This is a genomic window from Ruegeria sp. BJ5 (assembly GCF_056537865.1).
In genome coordinates this window covers 109898-127894 of record NZ_JBQFSH010000001.1, presented here as the reverse complement: position 1 = coordinate 127894, position 17997 = coordinate 109898, and the positions used below count along the sequence as shown (strand labels likewise).

Sequence of the window (17997 nt, the reverse complement as noted above, 5' to 3'; positions counted from 1 at the left end):
CCTGGACCGACCCGCTGTGGCCCGACTTCTGGATGGCCTGGACCCCGGCAACGCTGGCGGTTTTCGTGGGCATCTTCTCGGCCATCGCCCTGATCGGCGTGCTCGAGGTGGTCAAGTTCCGTGACGGGATCGAACGCCGGGGCGTTCTGGGCCTGACCACCACGTTGGGCGACCGGCTGTTCATCACCCTGCTGGGCTCAGCCTACATCTTTCTGGCCTGGCTGGGGCTGGTCGGCCAACCGGTCTGGACCCCGCTTTTCCTGTCGATCGGCTGGGGCATTTTCGTTTTCTGGAAAGTTTAGGCTTTGCGTAACCGCGAAAGGATGCTTGTCTGGCAAGCATAACAGGCAAAATGGTGACACCGAGACCGATGCGAAAGAGAAAGACAGGAAATCTGCTGACCGAGGTTGAACTGGAGTTCATGAACGAGCTCTGGGCACTTGGCGAAGGCTCGGTACGCGACGTGCTGGACCGGCTGCCGCCCGAGCGGAACCTGGCCTACACCTCGGGCGCGACGATCCTGCGTATCCTGGATGAAAAGGGATTTGTCCAAAGCCGCAAGGACGGCAAAACCCTGATCTACCGCCCGCTGCTTGAAAAGGACACCTATCAGGCGCGGTCGCTGCAGAACCTGTCCCGCACGTTGTTCGATGACACCCCGGCCTCGCTGGTGGCACGTCTTGTCGATGACGCCGGCCTGACCGAAGCTGATCTGGAGGAAATTCGAGCACTGGTAGAGAGGAGACTGCAAAATGACAGCGGTTAAACCGGTTCTCGATGTATTTCTCGACCTGAACGTGGTGCTGGTTCTTTCGGCACTCATCTGGTTGGGCGCCCGCATGGCCGTAGCCCGAACGCGCCTGCGGCACGACTACATGACACAGCTGCGCGTGCTGAAGGTTCTTTGCGTCTGCGTCATGCTCAGCCCTGTTCTGGCCCTTGGGGTCACGGCAGCCGCCGGTTTTTTCTGGCCGGGTCAGGCCGTTTCCATCGGAGATATTGCAGTAGCGGCCTATTTGCGCGGTGAAATCGCGATGCCGGCTACACAATTCGAAGCTCTGCTAAACACGCGCGAACGTTGGGTCGACACGGTTCTGTCCGGACAAAGCGCCCTTGTGACGGCCGTGCTCGTGCTGCTGGCCTTGGCCGCCCTCCGGATGCTGGTCCGCACCGTCCGGGATGCGCTGGCAATCCGCGACACGCTGGTTTCAAGCTTCCTGTGGCGGCGTTCGGCCAACGTGGACATTCGCTTGTCCGATCGGATCACGGTTCCATTTGCCGTGCGCGGGGCGCGTCGTCGCCACGTTGTTCTGCCCAGCCATCTGTTGGACACCCCCCGTGAACTTCGATTTGCCCTGGCGCATGAATTGCAGCACGTTCGCGCCCGGGATGTCGAATGGGAGATTGCGTTTGAGGCCGTGCGACCGCTGCTGTTCTGGAACCCTGCCTACTGGGTTTTGAAATACCAGTTCAGCCGATTGCGCGAACTGGCCTGCGACCAGTCCGTCGTCACCCGGCGTGGGATCGACGCGCGCGACTATACCGACTGCCTGCTGGACTATTGCGCCCGCACCGTCGCACAAGGCCGGCCACTGGTTTTGAACGTGGCGCTGGTCTCGGGTGGCAAGGCCAAACGGGTCCTGAAACAGCGTGTGATCGCGCTGGCCGATGCGCCCTCGTTCTCGGCACCGTTGCCGGCAATCTTCATGGGTTCGGCCCTGCTGTTCGCTGTTCTGCTGGCCTTGGGTGCCGCCACGATCCGCCAGACTCAGGATTGGAGCCATGACCGGCTGATGCTGTCGACCGTCGTGAACCTTGAACGGCTCGAAGCACGCAATCAGGGCAACTGATCGGCGACGCTCGGATCCATCCTGTTGCTGGCCCGACCGCTGAAAACGGGTCGCTCGAGCGGGCGGCCCAACGCTTGGACGTGCCGGCAGAGGAACACGGCCCAACATGCTCCCCAAGCCAGGGCCGCGGGCACGTCTGCAGAGGCTGTCCGCAAAACAGCGGCAAGGCACAAAAAGGCAAATCCGATACCATCGATCGCGCTTGGGCGCAGTCGGTCGCGACGTCGCGCGACCGCACGGGCAGCTACGGCATAGATCGCGCAGCTGACCGCTCCGACCGTCAGAACGTGCAACGCATCATGCGCCGCCAGCAAATCGGGGAAGTACAGCGAAGCCGCCAACAGGGACAGACCAGCGGGCACCCACGCAAAGGCCATATGAAGCATCGCCAGCAATCCATCCTGAAGAACTGCCGCTGAATGCCAGAGCCACAGACGCCCGCCCTCGCACCCCGCGCAGATCACAAGAAGGACGCCGATAAGCGGACCATCAGCGACGGAAACAAGCCCAAGAAGCGCTGCAGTCAAAGCCAGAGCTGCCGCCGAAGCGTCCCCCAATGCCCTCGCGCACCGAAACCGATGCGCGGCGGTTGGGCTTTGGTGCGTCCAATTCCATGTAAATGCAGCGATCATGCGCCCGCCGACAACCGACACCAAAAGTGCCACAAGCAAAACTGTGAAGAAGGACGGCGCAGACCCAGTTAGAAAGGCAAGCTGGCAGATGGCCAGGAAAAGGGCAAAAAGCGCCTGCAGCCCTCCGGCAACCGCCTGCGCGCGCAGTGCAGCCCAAGCGAGACGACCGGCGAGAATGAGCAAGAACGCCGTGCCCATTGGGACGATGAACATGGGTTCGCCCCCAAGCGCACCGATCGCGGCCAATCGGGACATCGCCCAAAGCGCGAACAGCAACAAACTGCCGGGCGGCGAGACAGAACCGCCCCCCGACCAGCTGCGCATCGCTGTCAGCGAATAGCCCGCAAATGCCGCGCCGACGAAGCCGAACAGCATCTCATGCGCATGCCAGGCGTACAGCCCCGGCAACGGCGACCAATGGGTGATGAAATCCTGCCCCAGAAACAGGCCGCTAACCCCCAAAAGGGCAGCCGCCCCCGCCGCAGGAAACATGATCCGATGAGGCGAGGACAGCATGCTTTCCGATCATGCAAGGGACGCCTGGGCTATCCTGCGGTAGCCGGCCTGACCGTGGTAGAACCCGTTGCTGAACGGCGTATCCGCACAAACCTGCCGCAACCGGGCCTCGGCCGCCTCGGTCGACATGCTTTGATCCAGCACCGCCCGGTAAACCTCGGCGACGGTGACCATGTCGACGGCCTGCGGCATCAACCGCAAATGGCTCACACCATCGGCAACCAGTTGCGGCAGCTCCTGCAGCAGGATCAGATACCCTTCGGATTGGGTCTGGATCCCGTTGATGCGCAGGATCGGCTGCTCATCCCTCGTACGCAGTGGCATCCCGTCGGGGTCTTCTTCGCAGACGAATTGGCAATTGTCCTTGGTTCGCCCGTGCGAGCGCGCATGATAGCACCGCGCCGAAACGGCCAGCGACGCCCGCCCAAAGACCTGCACTTCAACCCCAAGGCCCATGTCGCACGCCATTCGCGCCGCGACGGCGATCGAGGGCGCTGGCAACTCGGTGGGCAGGCAGACATGCGTCGCCCCCTTTGACGCCATCCAGCGGATTGTGGCCTCGTTATAGGCATTCATGAATGGGCCGATGCGATGCGGTCGCGTACCGCGTGCATACAGTCCCGCAGCGTTGTTGATTTCGATCTCGTGCGACTCCATCTCAGACAGATCTTCGGTGGCCTTGCGCTCTCGCTTCAGCATCACTTCGGCCAAGGAGGACAAAACCACCTTTTTGCCAGCCCGTTCGAGCCTTTCGATGATGGACGGCAGGTCAGCCTCTTGGAACGGGGCGCGTTTTGAACAGATGACCTCGCCCAGATAGACCTCATCCACCGGAGCTTCGTCGGCGACACGCGCATAGAAATCCCAGCGTTGGTCGGCCGACCAGTGATAGGCGATCGGGCCCAATGTAAGTTTCGTCATCGTTTCACCGCCATTTCTTCGTGGCAAAAGCGCCTTGCGTCTGTTTCTGACCCTCGGTCAGTGCGACGAGGTTCCCGATATCCGCTTCGCGACCCGCCCGGATATCGTCGACAGCGTTTCGAAATGCAGACACCACGGACCGGACATAACTCTTGGACCTTTGCCGCCCTTCGATCTTGAACGCATGCACCCCGGCATCGATCAACTCAGGCAGAAGGCGGGCCAGGTTCAGGCTGATCGGTTCCTCGAACGCATAGTACCCGTCCGGACGATGTGCGACCTGATAGCGGCCTTTGCAAATCGTCGGATAACCGGCCTTCTCATCTGGCCCGAACCGGTCGATGGTAAAGCCAGCCAACCTCGATGACATCGAACCATCGGCATCGCGCACGTACTCCACGTCGGACGCCGGCGAACAGACGCCATCGAGGTTCGTGGACTGCCCGGTCAAATAGTTCGTCAGGCTGCAGCGCCCTTCGACCATCAGACCGTGATTTCCGAAGATGAAGGTTTCGATCTCACAGGGGATTTCTTTTCGGATCTGCTGGATTTCGGGGATGGTCAAAATACGGGGCAGGACCACGCGTTTGACACCGAAATTCTCGCAATAGTAGCGGATCGCCTCGGGTGACGACGCTGCAGCCTGTACCGACAGGTGCAAGCGCATCTGTGGATGGGTTCGGGCGATGTAGTCGGCCACGCCCATATCAGCCACGATGAAGGCATCAACGCCGATCCGCGCACCGGTGTCGGCAGCGTGCCGCCAAAGGTCGACCTTGCCCGCCGGGGGATAAGTGTTGAGTGCCAGAAGGACCTTGGCACCCTTGGCATGGGCATAAGCGACCGCCTCCTCCAATTCCTGCGGCGTGAAATTCAGCCCCGGAAAATTTCGGGCGTTGGTGGCGTCCTGAAAGCCGCAATAGACGGCGTCGGCCCCGGCATCGACCGCTGTGCGCAGGGCAGCGGGAGTTCCGGCGGGGCATATCAATTCGGCGAGGCTCATGAAGCAGTCGCTCCTTCTACTTCTTGGTAATTTCGGCGCAACCGGGACAGGATCGCGCGGCCAGGCGGGCCGAACATGTCCGCAGCCTCCTGAGCGATGGATCCATCCATGTCGTCCAATGCATTGCGCAAACGGACGACGGCCTCGGTATCTCCTGTGATCTCCAGATCGCGCGAGAAAAAGGCCGCGTCGCCGTCCTGTTCCGCATCAACCAGCTCCAACAGCAGCAGGAACCGCCCTCGAATAATGGCTGTGGCGTCAGGCAGCATCGACCGCGGCACGGCGCGAAAGCTCAGGTTCTGAGGATCCGGACGCAGATGCAGCGCGAACGGCAGCTCGATCGGGTCGATCAGGAAATCGGCGCTTTGATACGGGCCAAGTCGGGCAAACAGCGCAGGGTGTTCCTGCGCGACCCTACGGACCACCCGCGCGAGAATGGGCTGAACCGCCAAACTGGCCAAACGCGAAACGATTGCCTGTCCCGGCGGTCTTGGCCTGTTCGATGTCTGTGTTGGGCTCACCATATGCTGCATGTACTGCCTCATCCGTTTGGCTGTTGTATTTGTGCGGGTTCAACCCGGTGCCGCCGTGTTTCGGCCTTGCGCGATGGACCATCGGCACCATTCGACCACAACGTCCTCAAGGGGCGGCAGGAGTTTGGCGGTTCCTCCGGCAAACTGATCGAAGGCGGCGCGATGGGTGTTGCTCACGCCGATCAGGACCGGAATATCCCGCGCCAAGGCCTCGGCTATGAGGGTGCGAAATCCGCGGCCCTCGGCCTCGCTGAGTCCGAATTTGTTCAGCAGAACGATGTCGCAACTGTCATCTCGCAACCGAGCGGTCGCGATGCCGACCACGTCTTCGATCGCACCGGCGTCCATGCGACACGCGCCTGAGCCCGAACCCAGAACCTGCGTGATCCGGATGTCGGGACCATGCGGCAGCAGTCCAAGCGTTGTCTCACAAAACTGGGTGCCAGTGTCCGGAATGTTCACACGCAGCGCTCCGAGCAAGCTCAAACCTTCTTCCTGCAATCGCGCGGCAACTGCCGCCAGCAAATGATCCGTTCCGCCTGCCCCACTTGCGTCGACACCTGCAAGCAGCATGATTGAACCCCTCTACCGTTCGAACCGTGGAAACAGGATCTGGTTTTCAAGCAACATGTGCCGGTCAAGATCCGCCAGAAGGTTCCGCAGCCCGTCATAAAGCCGTCGCCAAGACCCGCAGGCATGTGCGGGCGGTGTCAGGTCATGGGTGATATGCCGGATCAGAGCGATACTCTCGGCGTGACCATCGTGATCGGCGCGCATAACTCGGATCGGGTTTTCGATTCCTTCCATGCCGCCCATACGCATGGCGGGAAACAGGACGATCTCCTCTTTTACCATGTGCGTTTCCATTTCGGCCGCCAGTTCGGTCAGCGCACGAACCAACCCTCGGGGGGCTTGGGGATCGTCTCGGTGAACCGAGGCCACGCGTTCAGCAAGATGTTGAAGCTGCTGAAGCTCGGTCCGGTGTGTTTCGTGATACCGTGTGAGGATGTGATCAATCAGGGCGCCTGTCTCAAGATCAGCTTCGTGCATATCGAAGTTCGTCATGGTCCGTGCTTTCAGGTTCACGACCCGAGCATCTCGAATCGGAGTTTGATTTGCGCATTCTGTTTTGCTAATACGCATAGAAAATACCGATTGGAAAACGCGACCATGCGCCTCACCTCATTCACTGACTATGGTCTCCGCATTCTGATGCGGCTGGCTGGCAGCCCGGACCGCCCGTTTTCAACTGGCGAACTTGCGGATGAATTCAAGGTGTCACGCGCCCATCTCGCCAAGGTCATTTCAGCACTGGCCAATGCCGGATACCTCAAAACGCGGCGGGGCGGTGGCGGCGGGGCCGTCCTGTCTCGCCCGGCGTCGGACATCCGCTTGGGCGACGTAGTGAGCGCTCTGGAGACCGGGCAACCAATCGTTGAGTGTTTCTCGGCCGATGGCAGTGCGTGCACTCTGACTCCAAGCTGCCTTTTGAAAGACCGGCTGAAGCAAGCCGAGCAGGCGTTTTTTGACGACTTGAACCAGGCAACACTGGCTGATTGCATCTATCGTCCGCCGTGGGAGGTTTCGGCGGCAGAATAGCAGCTGGCCTGCCCCTTCCGACAATTCGCCCGGGCTCTCTCAGAACCAATCAGGCTGCGAACACGGTTACGTTGGTGCTTAGATCGGTCAGATCAGATGCCCCCCCAATCTCGGCAGCGACGGTCAACTGCACGCCTCTGGAAATTCAGCTAGCCGTTTCTCCGGCGGACTTGCCTGATCCTCCGAATAACAACCCGAAACTCTTGTGCGGATAAATGCAGGTTGTAGTCTTGGCGGACTGGCCGGAGAGATCCCATTGGAACTGCAGAGACTCCTTGACGACGCCAAGGCACTGATTACCGAGGCCCAGCTGGATGACGGCTTCTGGCCCTGTGGTGTGCGGAACATGGTATTGGCGCAGACGCGCCATTCCAAACGCCCGTCATGCTCGGTCGTTGAGCCCATGATCGGGCTTGTGCTTCAGGGCAGCAAGTCGGTGCAGTACGGAACCGAGCATGTCCGCTATGACGCAGGGGACGTCATTGTCGTGGGAAGCGCCCTGCCAATGGTCTCGGGCCTTGTGGATGCCTCGCCCGAAAACCCCTACATCGCCCTGTATCTCGGCATCGACATGCGCGTATTGCGGGGCGTCTACACCGACATGGGCGGCACCTCGCTGGACGATGCTGGTCCGGCCCTGGAAAGCGGTCAGGCCGATGTGGAAGTCATTGATTCATTTGCACGTCTATTCCGTCTGCGCCGAGATCCGATCGCAGAGCAAACGCTGGGGGCCGCCGCCGTCCGCGAGGTTTATTTCCGGGTTCTGCGCAGCGACAAAGGGCGCGCGCTGCGCCGTATCATCCGCGCGGACAGCAAGGCCAACCAGGTCGCCAAGGCAATCGCGCATATCCGCAAAGAGTACCGCTCGACGATCAAAGCCTCGGACCTTGCCGCGATCTCGGGCATGAGCGCGTCGGTATTCTATGACGCCTTCAAACGGGTGACGGCCAACAGTCCGCTGCAGTTCCAGAAAGACCTACGCCTGACCGAGGCCTTCCAACTGCTTTAGCAGACGGGAACGCCTGTATCGAGTGTTGCACATGCAGTTGGGTATGAAAGCCCGGCCCAATTCAGCCGTGAGTTCGCCAAGAAATTTGGCTTTCCGCCCCGAGAACTGACCCGGGATCACGTGACCTGAGCTGCACGCTTTGCTCTTGGATTTCGGAGAATCGAGCAAGAGTTGAGGAGGAAGCCCTGTGTCCCACCCGAGGCGGACAGGTTAGGTTCATCCATGATGCAACCGGGCGATGTTGCCCCCGAAATCGCAAGGATACCTGATGGCAGTTCCCGACCAAGTTCCTACAAATTCAGGATTTCACGCAAAAAGCACGGCGGCCGAAGTGCTGGCCGATATCGACCTGACCGGAAAGACCGCAATCGTAACCGGTGGCTACAGCGGTATTGGCCTCGAAACCGTCCGCGCCCTTGCCGACAAGGGGGCCGCGGTGATCGTTCCCGTACGCTCGGAAGCCAAAGCGCAAGAGAGCCTGGCGAGCGTGGATGGCAATGTCAGAACCGCACCGATGGACCTGGCGGATCTGGGATCAGTCCGACGGTTTGCCGAAACGGTATCCAGCGACCTGCAAAACCTGGATCTGCTGATCAACAACGCCGGGATCATGGCGTGCCCCGAGGCCCGTGTTGGACCCGGTTGGGAATCCCAATTCGGTATCTGCCACATGGGCCACTTTGCCCTGACCAAGTTACTGCTGCCGCTTTTGGAGCAAACACCGGGCGCGCGGGTCGTGGCTCTCTCCTCAACCGCGCACAAGATTTGTGACGTGCATTGGGATGATATCCAGTTCGAAAAGACGGACTACGACAAATGGCAGGCCTATGGGCAAGCAAAGACCGCAAATGCGTTGTTTGCCAACGCCCTGTCCCGCCGTTTGGCAGAGACCGGAGGGTTGGCGTTTTCGGTACATCCCGGTGGGATCTTCACCCCTCTGCAACGGCACCTGCCGAAGGAAGAGATGATCGCACTGGGTTGGCTGAACGAGGATGGCGAGCCGTCCGAATTGGCCAAGGAGGGTTTCAAGACGCCCGAACAGGGCGCGTCAACAACGGTTTGGGCGGCGACGTCGCCAAAGCTGGTTGGCAAACCCGGGGTTTATTGCGAGGACGCTGACATTGCAGCCCCAACCGACCCCAACAGCCCGACGGCCCGATATTTCGGGATCAACGCACATGCCTGCGATGACGCATCGGCTGAAAAGCTGTGGGAGATCAGCGAACGGCTACTGCAAAACGCCTGATAGCCACGCAATCCGGTCGGGATGATCCCGGCCGGACTGCGCTTTTCAGGGATTAAGACAGCGCCAGGGTTTCAGACCACAATTTCGCCCCCTAGCCCTCTGCGCTGCGGGTCTTGGCTTGGGCTGTAACCCAACGGTTCAGGCCAGAGCCTGCTCGGGCGCTGGATCGGCGATCAACAGTTCGACATCTGACACGCCCAGCGCCACGGCCAACTGGCTTGGCGGGACCGTGTCGACGATCAACGTGTCCAAATCCGACAGTTCGCACACTTTGTGCAACTGCTTGTGATTGAACTTCTGGGCATCAAGCAGAAGATGGTGTTCCGCAGAACGGCCCAGCATCGCACGTTTGACGGCGGCGATATCACCGATCGGTTCGCTGGGTCCATCCTCGGACAACCCCGAAGCGCCGATCATGCATCGATCGACATTGAACCGGCCCAGAAACTCCAGCGTTTCGTAACCAACGACGGCAGCCTCGGCGGCAAGATAAGCACCGGGGCAAACAATAACCTCGGCCGCGCTGCCGCCCAGTGTCACGGCCACCGGAATCGAATTCGTGATGACAGTGCAACGTATGTCGCGAAATGCCAATGAGCGCGCCAGTTGAGCGGTTGTCGAGCCCGAGTCGATCATGACCGTCTCACCTTCACGCACAAGGCCAGCGGCGGCGTTTCCGATCCGCTCGCGTTCGGCAACCCTGGCCGCATTGCGCTCGTCCAGACTGAGATAATGCCCTTGCACCGGCGCCGACGCTCCACCGTGCGCACGCGCAATCAGGCCGTCTTCGGCCAGCGCGTCAAAATCCCTGCGGACGGTCTCGGTGGATACGTCGAAACTGCGGGCCAGATCACTGATGCGCACGTGTGGGCGCAGCTTGAGCTCAAGCAGGATACGTTGGCGACGATCGGACTTTTTCAGCCGATCCCGCCCTTTCTTGCTGTGTTTCTGACGTGTTTTGGCCTTTGACATCTTATTGACCCGGCTAGGCGATAATCAACTTTTGTGGCGTTTACCTCATTTTTGCAAATATTTTGTTGCATTGCCCTCAAACTGGTGATGAAAATCGTCGGACTCACCCCATTGTGGAAGGCGGAATGTTGGCCATGCAACGGCGCAGCGCAAACAAGAAATCGAACGCATGATCGTGCTGGCCACCCATCTGGCGGCCGGGGTCGCCCTGCTTTTGTGGTCTGTCCGGTTGATCCGGACCGGAGTGGAACGAGCGTTCCTGCCCGAGTTGAAACGCGGCCTGAAAATTCTGTCTGAAAATCGAGTGTCCGCTGCATTGGGCGGCGGTATGGCAGCGATGCTGATGCAAAGCTCGACTGCGGTTGCATTGATCGGAGCCGGATTCGCGGTATCGGGCATGCTGGCCCCACCCTCAGCCCTTGCGCTGCTGCTGGGGGCAGAGGTGGGATCCGCCCTGATGGCAAAGGTACTGACCTTGCCCGTCCAGGCGGTGATGCCATTCGCATTGCTGGTCGGGGTCGTGGTGTTTTTGAAAGCCGGACGACGGCGGACGAAACAAATCGGGCGCATCACCATTGGTTTTGCCCTGGTACTGTTGTCACTTGGAATGATCCGCGAAGCCACAGTGCCAATCGGGGCCAGCCCAATCGTTCAAAGCATTGCAGCGTATTTTCAAAGCGACTTGATCAGCGCCTATGTGGTCGGCGCAATTCTGGCGTGGCTCATGCATTCCAGCCTTGCCGCAGTGCTGACCTTTGCAACATTCGCGGCGTCAGCGCTGGTCGGCGGCACGGTGGCCGCCGCACTGGTCATCGGTGCCAATCTCGGTGGAGCCGTGATCTCATTCGCCCTGCTCTGGTCGCAGGAGCGCCCGGCCAAGTTGGTCGTCCTGGCCAACCTGGTGGCTCGGACCTGTGTCACTTTGGTGGCGCTGGCCCTGCTGCTGACCGGCGTGCTGAACATATCCGCGTTCGGCACGGCGCCCGGTCAACAGGTAGTGATGCTGCACATTGCGATGAATGTCGCGCTTCTGGTCGTTGCGCTGCCGTTCACCAACCTGTTGATCCGATTGGCCGACGCGTTCGTTCCCCGCCATTCCAGCATCACCGCCGACAACGTGACTGCATTGGACCCCAGTGCTTTGGACCACGTGCCTCTGGCGCTGGCCTGCGCACAGCGCGAACTGCTGCGCATGGCGGAAACGGTTCAGGCGATGCTGGTGCCGACCATTCACCTGTTCCGGAACTGGGACCCCGAACTTGCCCGCACCATCGAACTGCGGGAGAACGATGTCGACCGCATGCATTTTGACATCAAAATCTACGTCTCGCGCCTGCGGGAAGGCGATCTGACACCTCAGCAGAAGAAAAAGACACTCGAGCTGGTGTCGATGGCCAACAACCTTGAAGAGGCCGCCGACCGGATCGCAGTCAACCTTGTGGCGCTGGCGAAGAAAATGGCTGACGAGGGCATCACCTTTTCCAAGGAAGGTCTGACCGACATTGAACAATTCCACGATCAGATCACAACGAACGGCCAGTTGGCTCTGAGCATCCTGACCACCGGCGACGCTGAGGCGGCCCGCCAATTGGTGGCCGAAAAGGATCGCATCCGGATCGAGGAACAATACCTGCAGGAGCGACACCTGAAGCGCCTGCAAAGTCGGGGTCCGGCCAGCATCGAGACAACCAATATCCACCAGGAGACGTTGCGCCTATTGAAGCAAATCAACGCGGCGCTGGCCTTTGTCGCCTACCCGATCGCCGAGGAGACGGGCGATCTTCTGGAAAGCCGCCTGGCCAAACCGCGCATAATCTCGGACGCACCTTAGTCACAGCACTCTTCGGATCGTACTTCTAAGGACCGGCGGCGAAGGCTCCCGCCCTTCTGTGAGTACAAGGCTTTCTGGCTTCCCGAACCCGGCAGAATTGACAGTCGGCCCCACTCGCATGTTATCGTCATATCAGAATGTTATGACATAAAGCCGTTTCTTTGAATTCGAAGCTGTTGAATTGGGAGGTTCTCATGCTGCGACTCTACGTCTGCTCAATGCTACTGACACTCGGCCCGGCAGGCGTTCTCGCCGACGCTGTGCCGACCAAGGAAGCCGCAGAGGGAACCTTTGCCGAGCGTCCGTTCTCGCCCTATGCCAACCGAACATTCCCGGAGCGCCCTTTTTGGGGGGACACGCACCTGCACACTGGGTTGTCACTGGATGCCGGAACGTTTGGGAACACGCTGCTGCCGGATGACGCCTGGCGATTTGCGAAAGGCCAACAGGTCATCTCGTCGACCGGACAGCCGGTTCGGCTTGCGCGCCCACTGGATTGGATGGTTCTTACGGATCACACGGACCTGATGGGGTTTGCCCCGGACCTGCAGGCCGGAAATCCAGGGGTCTTGGCACATCCCAAGGGTCTGGAATGGTACGAAGGATACTCTGCGGGCGGGGACGAAGCTGCCAAAGCGGCGTTCGACATCATTTCCAATTTCTCGCAGATGACCCTGCCGGAAGACCTGCTTGAATCATACAGCCCCGGAGCGGACGCCTTTGCGTTTACCTGGGAACATATCGTGATGGCCGCAGAACGGCACAACGACCCGGGCAATTTCACAGCGTTCATCGGTTTCGAGTGGACCTCGGTGCCCAAGGGATTCAACCTGCATCGAAACGTCATGCTGCGCGATGGCCCGATCCGTGCGCTGCAGATGGTTCCGCCGGTCACGCAGCCGCCCTATGGGAACACGGATCCGAAGGCACTCTATGCGTGGCTCGAGGAGTACCAGGCCAAGACCGGAGGCCGTGCCGTTGCCTTCGCGCATAATGGCAATCTGTCGAACGGCTGGATGTTCCCGACCGAAGACACCTATCACGGCGGTAAGGTGGATGAGGAATACGTACAGAACCGCGCCAAGTGGGAACCGCATTACGAGGTCACCCAGATCAAGGGTGACGGCGAAGCCCATCCCTATCTCAGCCCTGACGACCCATTTGCCGACTATGAAAACTGGGATGTCGGGAACCTCGATATCTCCGAGCTGAAAACTGATGACATGCTGGCCGGCGAATATGCGCGCGAGGCGCTGAAGCGCGGGCTGATGCTTGAAGAAAAATTCGGCGTGAACCCCTACAAGTTCGGGATGGGCGGCGCGACGGACAGCCATACGTCGCTGGCCACGGCCGAGGAAGACAACTATTTCGGCAAATCCGTAAGTGCCGAGCCGTCGGCCACACGCGTTTTGCACCCCTTTGTCGAAAGCGATCTGGGCGCCTTTGAGGGGCATACGCTGGTCGCATCGGGCTATACCGCAGTCTGGGCGTCCGAGAATACGCGCTCGGCCATTTTCGACGCGTTCAAGCGACGCGAGACTTACGCCACGACCGGGCCTCGCATCGGGCTTCGTTTCTTCGGCGGATGGGATTTCGATGAGACCGACCTGCTGACGCGTCTTGTGGCTGATGTGGGATACACCAAAGGCGTGCCGATGGGCGGTGACCTGCGTCCGCCCGAGGGTGAAGGCGCACCGACTTTCCTGATCGGCGCGCTGCGCGACCCCGTCGGTGCAAACCTCGATCGAGTTCAGGTCGTCAAGGGCTGGCTGGATGCCGACGGCGCGCTTCAGGAAAAGGTCTATAACGTAGCCTGGTCCGACGATCGCGCGCTGGATGCCAATGGCAACCTTCCCGAAGTCGGCAATACCGTCGATCTGGACACCGCCAGCTGGAGCAACTCGATCGGCGCGTCGGAATTGGTGACCGTTTGGACGGATCCCGACTTCGATCTCGACGCACGGGCATTCTACTATGTGCGGGTTCTGGAGATCCCGACCCCGCGCTGGGTGCTGTACGACAAGCTTCGTTTTGGAATCGATCTGCCCGCCGAGGCCCAGTTGATCCATCAGGAACGGGCGTATTCGTCACCAATCTGGTACACGCCTGCCAGCGAATGAACCAAGACCGAAACCGGGGGCGCGGGATCGCGCCCTTGGGCCGGGGTCGTTGCAGCAACATCTTCACCCCAAGTTGAAATCGGCGATTTGACATGACGGGCCGTTGGGATCAACGATCGGGTATCGAATTGCCAGCAGGTCAGATCTTTCATGCGCTTTTACAAAGAACCGCTGTTCCACTTCATTCTGATCGGGCTGGCCATTTTCAGCTGGTTCTATCTTGTATCCGACGAGGCCGAGCCCCCGGAAGAGGCCGAAACGATCACAATTGACGGCGACGACATCGCGCTTTTGAAAACACGGTTCGAGGCCAGCTGGAAACGTCAACCCACCGACGCCGAGTTGCAGGCCCTGATCGATTCCTGGACCCGCGAAGAAATTCTTGTGCGCGAGGCCCGAAAGCTGGGTTTGGACCGTGGTGATCAGGTGATCCGGGCCCGCCTTGCCCAAAAAATGGAGTTTCTGACCACCGCAATTGCGTCCTCGGTCGCCCCCGAAGACGCTGTTCTGCAAGAGCATCTGGCCCAGAACGCAGACCGCTTCACGACCCCCCCTATGATCGCGTTTGATCAGATCTATCTGGGTGATGCCCCAGACCCGGACGTTGTCGATGACACTCTGCAAGCTTTGAACGGTGGCGCGGATTGGTCCAGCCTTGGTGTTTCGTCCTTGCTGGCGCGGTCGATGCCACTGACAGCCGCGGGCGCAATCGACACAACCTTTGGGCGCGGGATCGCGTCTCAGCTTGACGGGAGCGAGCCGATGATCTGGATCGGCCCGATCAACTCGGGATACGGACAGCATCTTGTCCGCGTGACCGAGGCAAAGCCCGGCTACCTCCCACCGCTCGCGGAGATCTACGATTCCGTTCTGAACGATTGGCGTAGGGCGACGGCTCAGGATCTGGCGCAAGCTCAATACGAAAGCCTGGCCGCCCGGTACCGGGTCGAGACACCCGAATCCGCTGAGGGCGGCTCGTGAAGACGGTCTTCTTTGTTCTGCTGGCTTTCTGGCTGGGCATGGTTCCACAATCCAGCCGAGCACACGCGCTTGACCCCGGCTATCTGGACCTGAACGAACTGGCGCCGGGCACCTGGAGAATCCTTTGGCGTGTTCCCGATGTGAACGGACAACCCATGGAGATCGATGCGGTTCTGCCCGACCATTGCGCGCCGGCACATGGCCCGGCGCCAACAGCGGAAAACCAGGCCTGGGTGTCTTCTTGGATTGCAGAATGTGATGCCGAAATCGCGGGCCATGTTGTGGCCATAGACGGGCTGGAGCGCCAGCAGAACGATGTCTTGCTGCGCGTTCGACCGCTGAATGCTGAACCCGTGACGCTCAGATTTACGCCTGATGAGGCCGAATTGACGGTCCCTGCGGAGCCTACGATCTGGTCGGTTTTTGGCAGCTACTTCCTGCTTGGTTTCGAACACATTCTGGGAGGCTGGGACCACCTGTTGTTCGTCTTTGCGCTTTTTGTTCTGGTGCGGAACCCATGGCGGTTGGTCGGTGCGATCACCGCCTTCACAGTCGCGCATTCGCTGACGCTGGCAATGGCGACGCTTGGGTTTCTCAACGTGCCCGCCGGCCCCGTCGAAGCCGTCATTGCATTGTCCATCGTATTCCTTGCTTTGGAAATCCTGAGGCACAAAGAGGGCGAACTGCGGTTATCCGAGCAATACCCGTGGATCGTTTGCTTCAGTTTCGGCCTTCTGCACGGGCTCGGCTTTGCCGGTGCTCTGGCTGAAATCGGCCTGCCCTCGCAAGAGATCCCCGCAGCACTGCTGGCTTTCAACATCGGCGTCGAGGCTGGTCAGCTTGCCTTTATCGCAGTGCTCGCACTTCTGATTGCGATGTGGCGCCTTATCGCGCCACGGAACGCCGATTGGGTGACCCACTTGGCCACCCCGGTGACAGGCTATGCCATCGGGTGCATATCGCTCTATTGGCTGATCGAGCGGGTCAACGGGTTCTGAGCGCCTAAGCGGTCAATTCACAGATCTTTGCATTCCGGCACGGCGGTCAGAACCGATCCGTCCTTGAGATGCTGCAACAGATTGTCCACCGTCAGATCACCCATGGCGGCACGCGTTTCGACAGTAGCACTGCCCGCATGCGGCAACAGAACCACGTTTGGCAACTCGCGCAACGCCTGTGAAACGCGGGGCTCGTCCTCGAAAACATCCAGCCCTGCCCAGCCAAGCTCACCGCTTTGCAGCGCCTCAATCAGAGCCGCCTCGTCAACAACGGATCCTCGGCTGACATTGATCAGCGTGCCCCCGGCCCCCAACGCCCGCATCACTTCGGCATTGACCAGCTTGTTGGTCGACGGCCCGCCCGGTGTTATGCAAATCAGCATATCCACGTGTTTGGCCATGTCGACCAGATTGTCGAAATACCGGTATGGCACATCCTTGGGACTGCGGGTGTGATAGGAGATTTCGGGCGACCACGGCGTCAGTTTGTCAGCAATCGCCTGGCCGATACGGCCAAGGCCCAGAATTCCAACCTTTTGATTGTCGGCTGATCGGGTCAAAGGGGCATTGCCTTCTGTTTCCCATCGTCCCGATCGGACGTATTCATGGTCGCGCACAAGTTCTCGGTAGCAGGCCAGCATAAGCAGAACGGCGGTGGTTGCGACCTCGTTGTTCAGCACATTCGGGGTGTGCGTTACGACAACTCCACGGGCTGCAGCAGCCGTTGCATCGACTGCATCATATCCCACCCCATAGACGCTGATCATCTTCAGATTTGTCAGTTGGGCCATCAGGTCGGGCGGCACGCCGTCATGTCCGTTCGTGACCACATGTGTGATGCGCGCGGCATCAAAATCGTCCAACTGGCGAATATCAAATGCAGTGGACAGCCGATCTTTCATCCGGTCGGTAATCCCGCCGATCTGCAACAGCTCAGTCATCCTGACTGACCTTCTGCCGCTGCGTGCCCAGCCCGTCGATCCTCAGTTCCATCACGTCGCCCTTCTTCAAATAGACCGGATCGGGCTTGATACCCATGCCGACCCCGGGCGGTGTGCCCGTCGAAATCACGTCACCGGGATGAAGGGTGAACAACTGGCTCAGATGCTCGATGATCTCGGCAACGGTAAAGATCATCGTCGCCGTGTTTCCAGTCTGCATCCGCTGACCGTTCACATCCAGGGACATGCCCAGCGCCTGAGGATCGGGAACCTCGTCGCGGGTGACCAACCACGGACCGGTCGGACCGAACGTGTCGCAGGACTTGCCCTTGGTCCATTGTCCGGTCAGTTGCGTCTGGAAATGCCGCTCGGACACATCATTGACGATGCAATAACCGGCGACATAGTCCAAAGCATCAGCCTTGGAGACGTATTTCGCCGTTTTGCCGATCACCACACCCAACTCGCATTCCCAATCGGTATGGGTGGACCCGCGCGGCATCACAACGTCATCATAAGGCCCCACGATGGCGGAATTTGCCTTGAAGAACAGGATCGGATGCTTGGGAATATCCGCGCCCGTTTCGGCAGCATGGTCCGAGTAGTTCAGTCCGATGCACAGAAATTTGCCGATCTTGCCGACGCAAGCTCCGATCCGCGGATCCCCTTCAACAATCGGCAGGCTTTCGGGATCAATTGCGCGCAGCCTGTCCAGCACGGCGTCGCCCAGCGTTTCACCGGTGATATCGGTGACATGGGCGGACAAATCCCGCAATTGACCCGCTGAGTCGACCAACGCAGGCTTTTCCGACCCTGCGGCTCCGTAGCGAACAAGTTTCATTTCG

General features: G+C 59.9%; 19 protein-coding genes and 1 pseudogene. 11 read left to right on the top strand and 9 right to left on the bottom strand.

Features of this window, described 5'->3' with window-relative positions:
- Positions 1-32: 32 nt before the first annotated feature.
- From ACR0NY_RS00630 to ACR0NY_RS00620, 3 genes are all read left to right on the top strand, one after another.
- Entirely contained in the window at positions 33-302 is a 270-nt protein-coding gene (locus tag ACR0NY_RS00630; RefSeq protein ID WP_370797609.1) for a DUF2160 domain-containing protein, read from the top strand.
- Between the two features lie 68 nt (positions 303-370).
- A complete protein-coding gene (locus ACR0NY_RS00625) occupies positions 371-766 on the top strand; it encodes a BlaI/MecI/CopY family transcriptional regulator (RefSeq protein ID WP_005983946.1) in 396 nt (131 codons plus the stop codon).
- Complete coding sequence (locus ACR0NY_RS00620) at positions 753-1850, top strand: M56 family metallopeptidase (RefSeq protein WP_170368275.1); 1098 nt, start codon at positions 753-755, stop codon at positions 1848-1850. Before ACR0NY_RS00625 ends, ACR0NY_RS00620 begins: the two co-directional genes overlap by 14 nt.
- Here ACR0NY_RS00620 and ACR0NY_RS00615 read toward each other — a convergent pair.
- From ACR0NY_RS00615 to ACR0NY_RS00590, 6 genes are read right to left on the bottom strand one after another with little or no spacing between them, the layout of a single operon-like run.
- Positions 1838-2998: an NnrS family protein gene (locus ACR0NY_RS00615; protein ID WP_170368274.1), complete on the bottom strand. Its 1161-nt coding sequence runs from the start codon at positions 2996-2998 to the stop codon at positions 1838-1840. The two genes, ACR0NY_RS00620 and ACR0NY_RS00615, sit on opposite strands and share 13 nt — an antisense overlap.
- 9 nt (positions 2999-3007) lie before the next feature.
- Positions 3008-3919 (bottom strand): ubiquinone anaerobic biosynthesis protein UbiV, encoded by a 912-nt coding sequence (ubiV, locus tag ACR0NY_RS00610; RefSeq protein ID WP_170368273.1) that lies wholly within the window; start codon positions 3917-3919, stop codon positions 3008-3010.
- A gap of 4 nt (positions 3920-3923) precedes the next feature.
- On the bottom strand, positions 3924-4922 hold the full coding sequence (gene ubiU, locus ACR0NY_RS00605) for a ubiquinone anaerobic biosynthesis protein UbiU (protein ID WP_170339771.1): 999 nt from the start codon (positions 4920-4922) through the stop codon (positions 3924-3926).
- Positions 4919-5455: a ubiquinone anaerobic biosynthesis accessory factor UbiT gene (gene ubiT / locus ACR0NY_RS00600; protein WP_254432863.1), complete on the bottom strand. Its 537-nt coding sequence runs from the start codon at positions 5453-5455 to the stop codon at positions 4919-4921. The genes ubiU and ubiT overlap by 4 nt, the downstream gene beginning before the upstream one ends.
- Before the next feature lie 39 nt (positions 5456-5494).
- Complete coding sequence (locus ACR0NY_RS00595; RefSeq protein ID WP_170368272.1) at positions 5495-6028, bottom strand: DUF2478 domain-containing protein; 534 nt, start codon at positions 6026-6028, stop codon at positions 5495-5497.
- Positions 6029-6040: 12 nt separating this feature from the next.
- The gene (locus ACR0NY_RS00590; protein WP_254432862.1) at positions 6041-6520 is read right to left on the bottom strand and encodes a hemerythrin domain-containing protein; all 480 of its coding nucleotides are present in this window, start codon (positions 6518-6520) and stop codon (positions 6041-6043) included.
- Positions 6521-6625: 105 nt separating this feature from the next.
- Between ACR0NY_RS00590 and ACR0NY_RS00585 the strand changes: the two genes are divergently transcribed.
- The 4 genes and pseudogenes from ACR0NY_RS00585 (at position 6626) to ACR0NY_RS00570 (ending at position 9309) form a co-directional block, all read left to right on the top strand.
- Positions 6626-7054 carry an RrF2 family transcriptional regulator gene (locus tag ACR0NY_RS00585; protein WP_170368271.1) on the top strand — a complete coding sequence of 143 codons (429 nt, stop codon included), beginning with the start codon at positions 6626-6628 and terminating at the stop codon, positions 7052-7054.
- 256 nt (positions 7055-7310) lie between these two features.
- On the top strand, positions 7311-8063 hold the full coding sequence (locus ACR0NY_RS00580; RefSeq protein WP_170368270.1) for an AraC family transcriptional regulator: 753 nt from the start codon (positions 7311-7313) through the stop codon (positions 8061-8063).
- Between the two features lie 12 nt (positions 8064-8075).
- Positions 8076-8192, top strand: a pseudogene (locus ACR0NY_RS00575) (hypothetical protein); the annotation flags it as partial.
- A 139-nt stretch (positions 8193-8331) separates the two neighbouring features.
- Positions 8332-9309, top strand: coding sequence for an oxidoreductase (locus ACR0NY_RS00570; RefSeq protein ID WP_170368269.1), 978 nt, complete (start codon positions 8332-8334; stop codon positions 9307-9309).
- Between the two features lie 138 nt (positions 9310-9447).
- Here the strand turns inward: ACR0NY_RS00570 and ACR0NY_RS00565 are convergent, their stop codons facing one another.
- Complete coding sequence (locus ACR0NY_RS00565) at positions 9448-10281, bottom strand: DeoR/GlpR family DNA-binding transcription regulator (protein ID WP_093961727.1); 834 nt, start codon at positions 10279-10281, stop codon at positions 9448-9450.
- Positions 10282-10450: 169 nt separating this feature from the next.
- Between ACR0NY_RS00565 and ACR0NY_RS00560 the strand changes: the two genes are divergently transcribed.
- The 4 genes from ACR0NY_RS00560 to ACR0NY_RS00545 all read left to right on the top strand — a co-directional run bounded on the left by ACR0NY_RS00560 (position 10451) and on the right by ACR0NY_RS00545 (position 16211).
- A complete protein-coding gene (locus ACR0NY_RS00560) occupies positions 10451-12112 on the top strand; it encodes a Na/Pi cotransporter family protein (protein ID WP_170368268.1) in 1662 nt (553 codons plus the stop codon).
- 194 nt (positions 12113-12306) lie between these two features.
- Entirely contained in the window at positions 12307-14232 is a 1926-nt protein-coding gene (locus ACR0NY_RS00555) for a DUF3604 domain-containing protein (RefSeq protein WP_170368267.1), read from the top strand.
- Between the two features lie 150 nt (positions 14233-14382).
- Positions 14383-15213, top strand: a complete 831-nt coding sequence (locus ACR0NY_RS00550) for a peptidyl-prolyl cis-trans isomerase (RefSeq protein WP_170368266.1) — start codon at positions 14383-14385, stop codon at positions 15211-15213.
- On the top strand, positions 15210-16211 hold the full coding sequence (locus tag ACR0NY_RS00545) for a HupE/UreJ family protein (protein ID WP_367646339.1): 1002 nt from the start codon (positions 15210-15212) through the stop codon (positions 16209-16211). The genes ACR0NY_RS00550 and ACR0NY_RS00545 overlap by 4 nt, the downstream gene beginning before the upstream one ends.
- A gap of 17 nt (positions 16212-16228) precedes the next feature.
- Here ACR0NY_RS00545 and ACR0NY_RS00540 read toward each other — a convergent pair whose 3' ends face one another.
- Together ACR0NY_RS00540 and ACR0NY_RS00535 are read right to left on the bottom strand one after the other, a co-directional pair.
- Positions 16229-17152, bottom strand: a complete 924-nt coding sequence (locus ACR0NY_RS00540) for a 2-hydroxyacid dehydrogenase (RefSeq protein ID WP_170368265.1) — start codon at positions 17150-17152, stop codon at positions 16229-16231.
- Positions 17145-17993: a fumarylacetoacetate hydrolase family protein gene (locus ACR0NY_RS00535; RefSeq protein WP_093961722.1), complete on the bottom strand. Its 849-nt coding sequence runs from the start codon at positions 17991-17993 to the stop codon at positions 17145-17147. Before ACR0NY_RS00535 ends, ACR0NY_RS00540 begins: the two co-directional genes overlap by 8 nt.
- Positions 17994-17997: the final 4 nt, after the last annotated feature.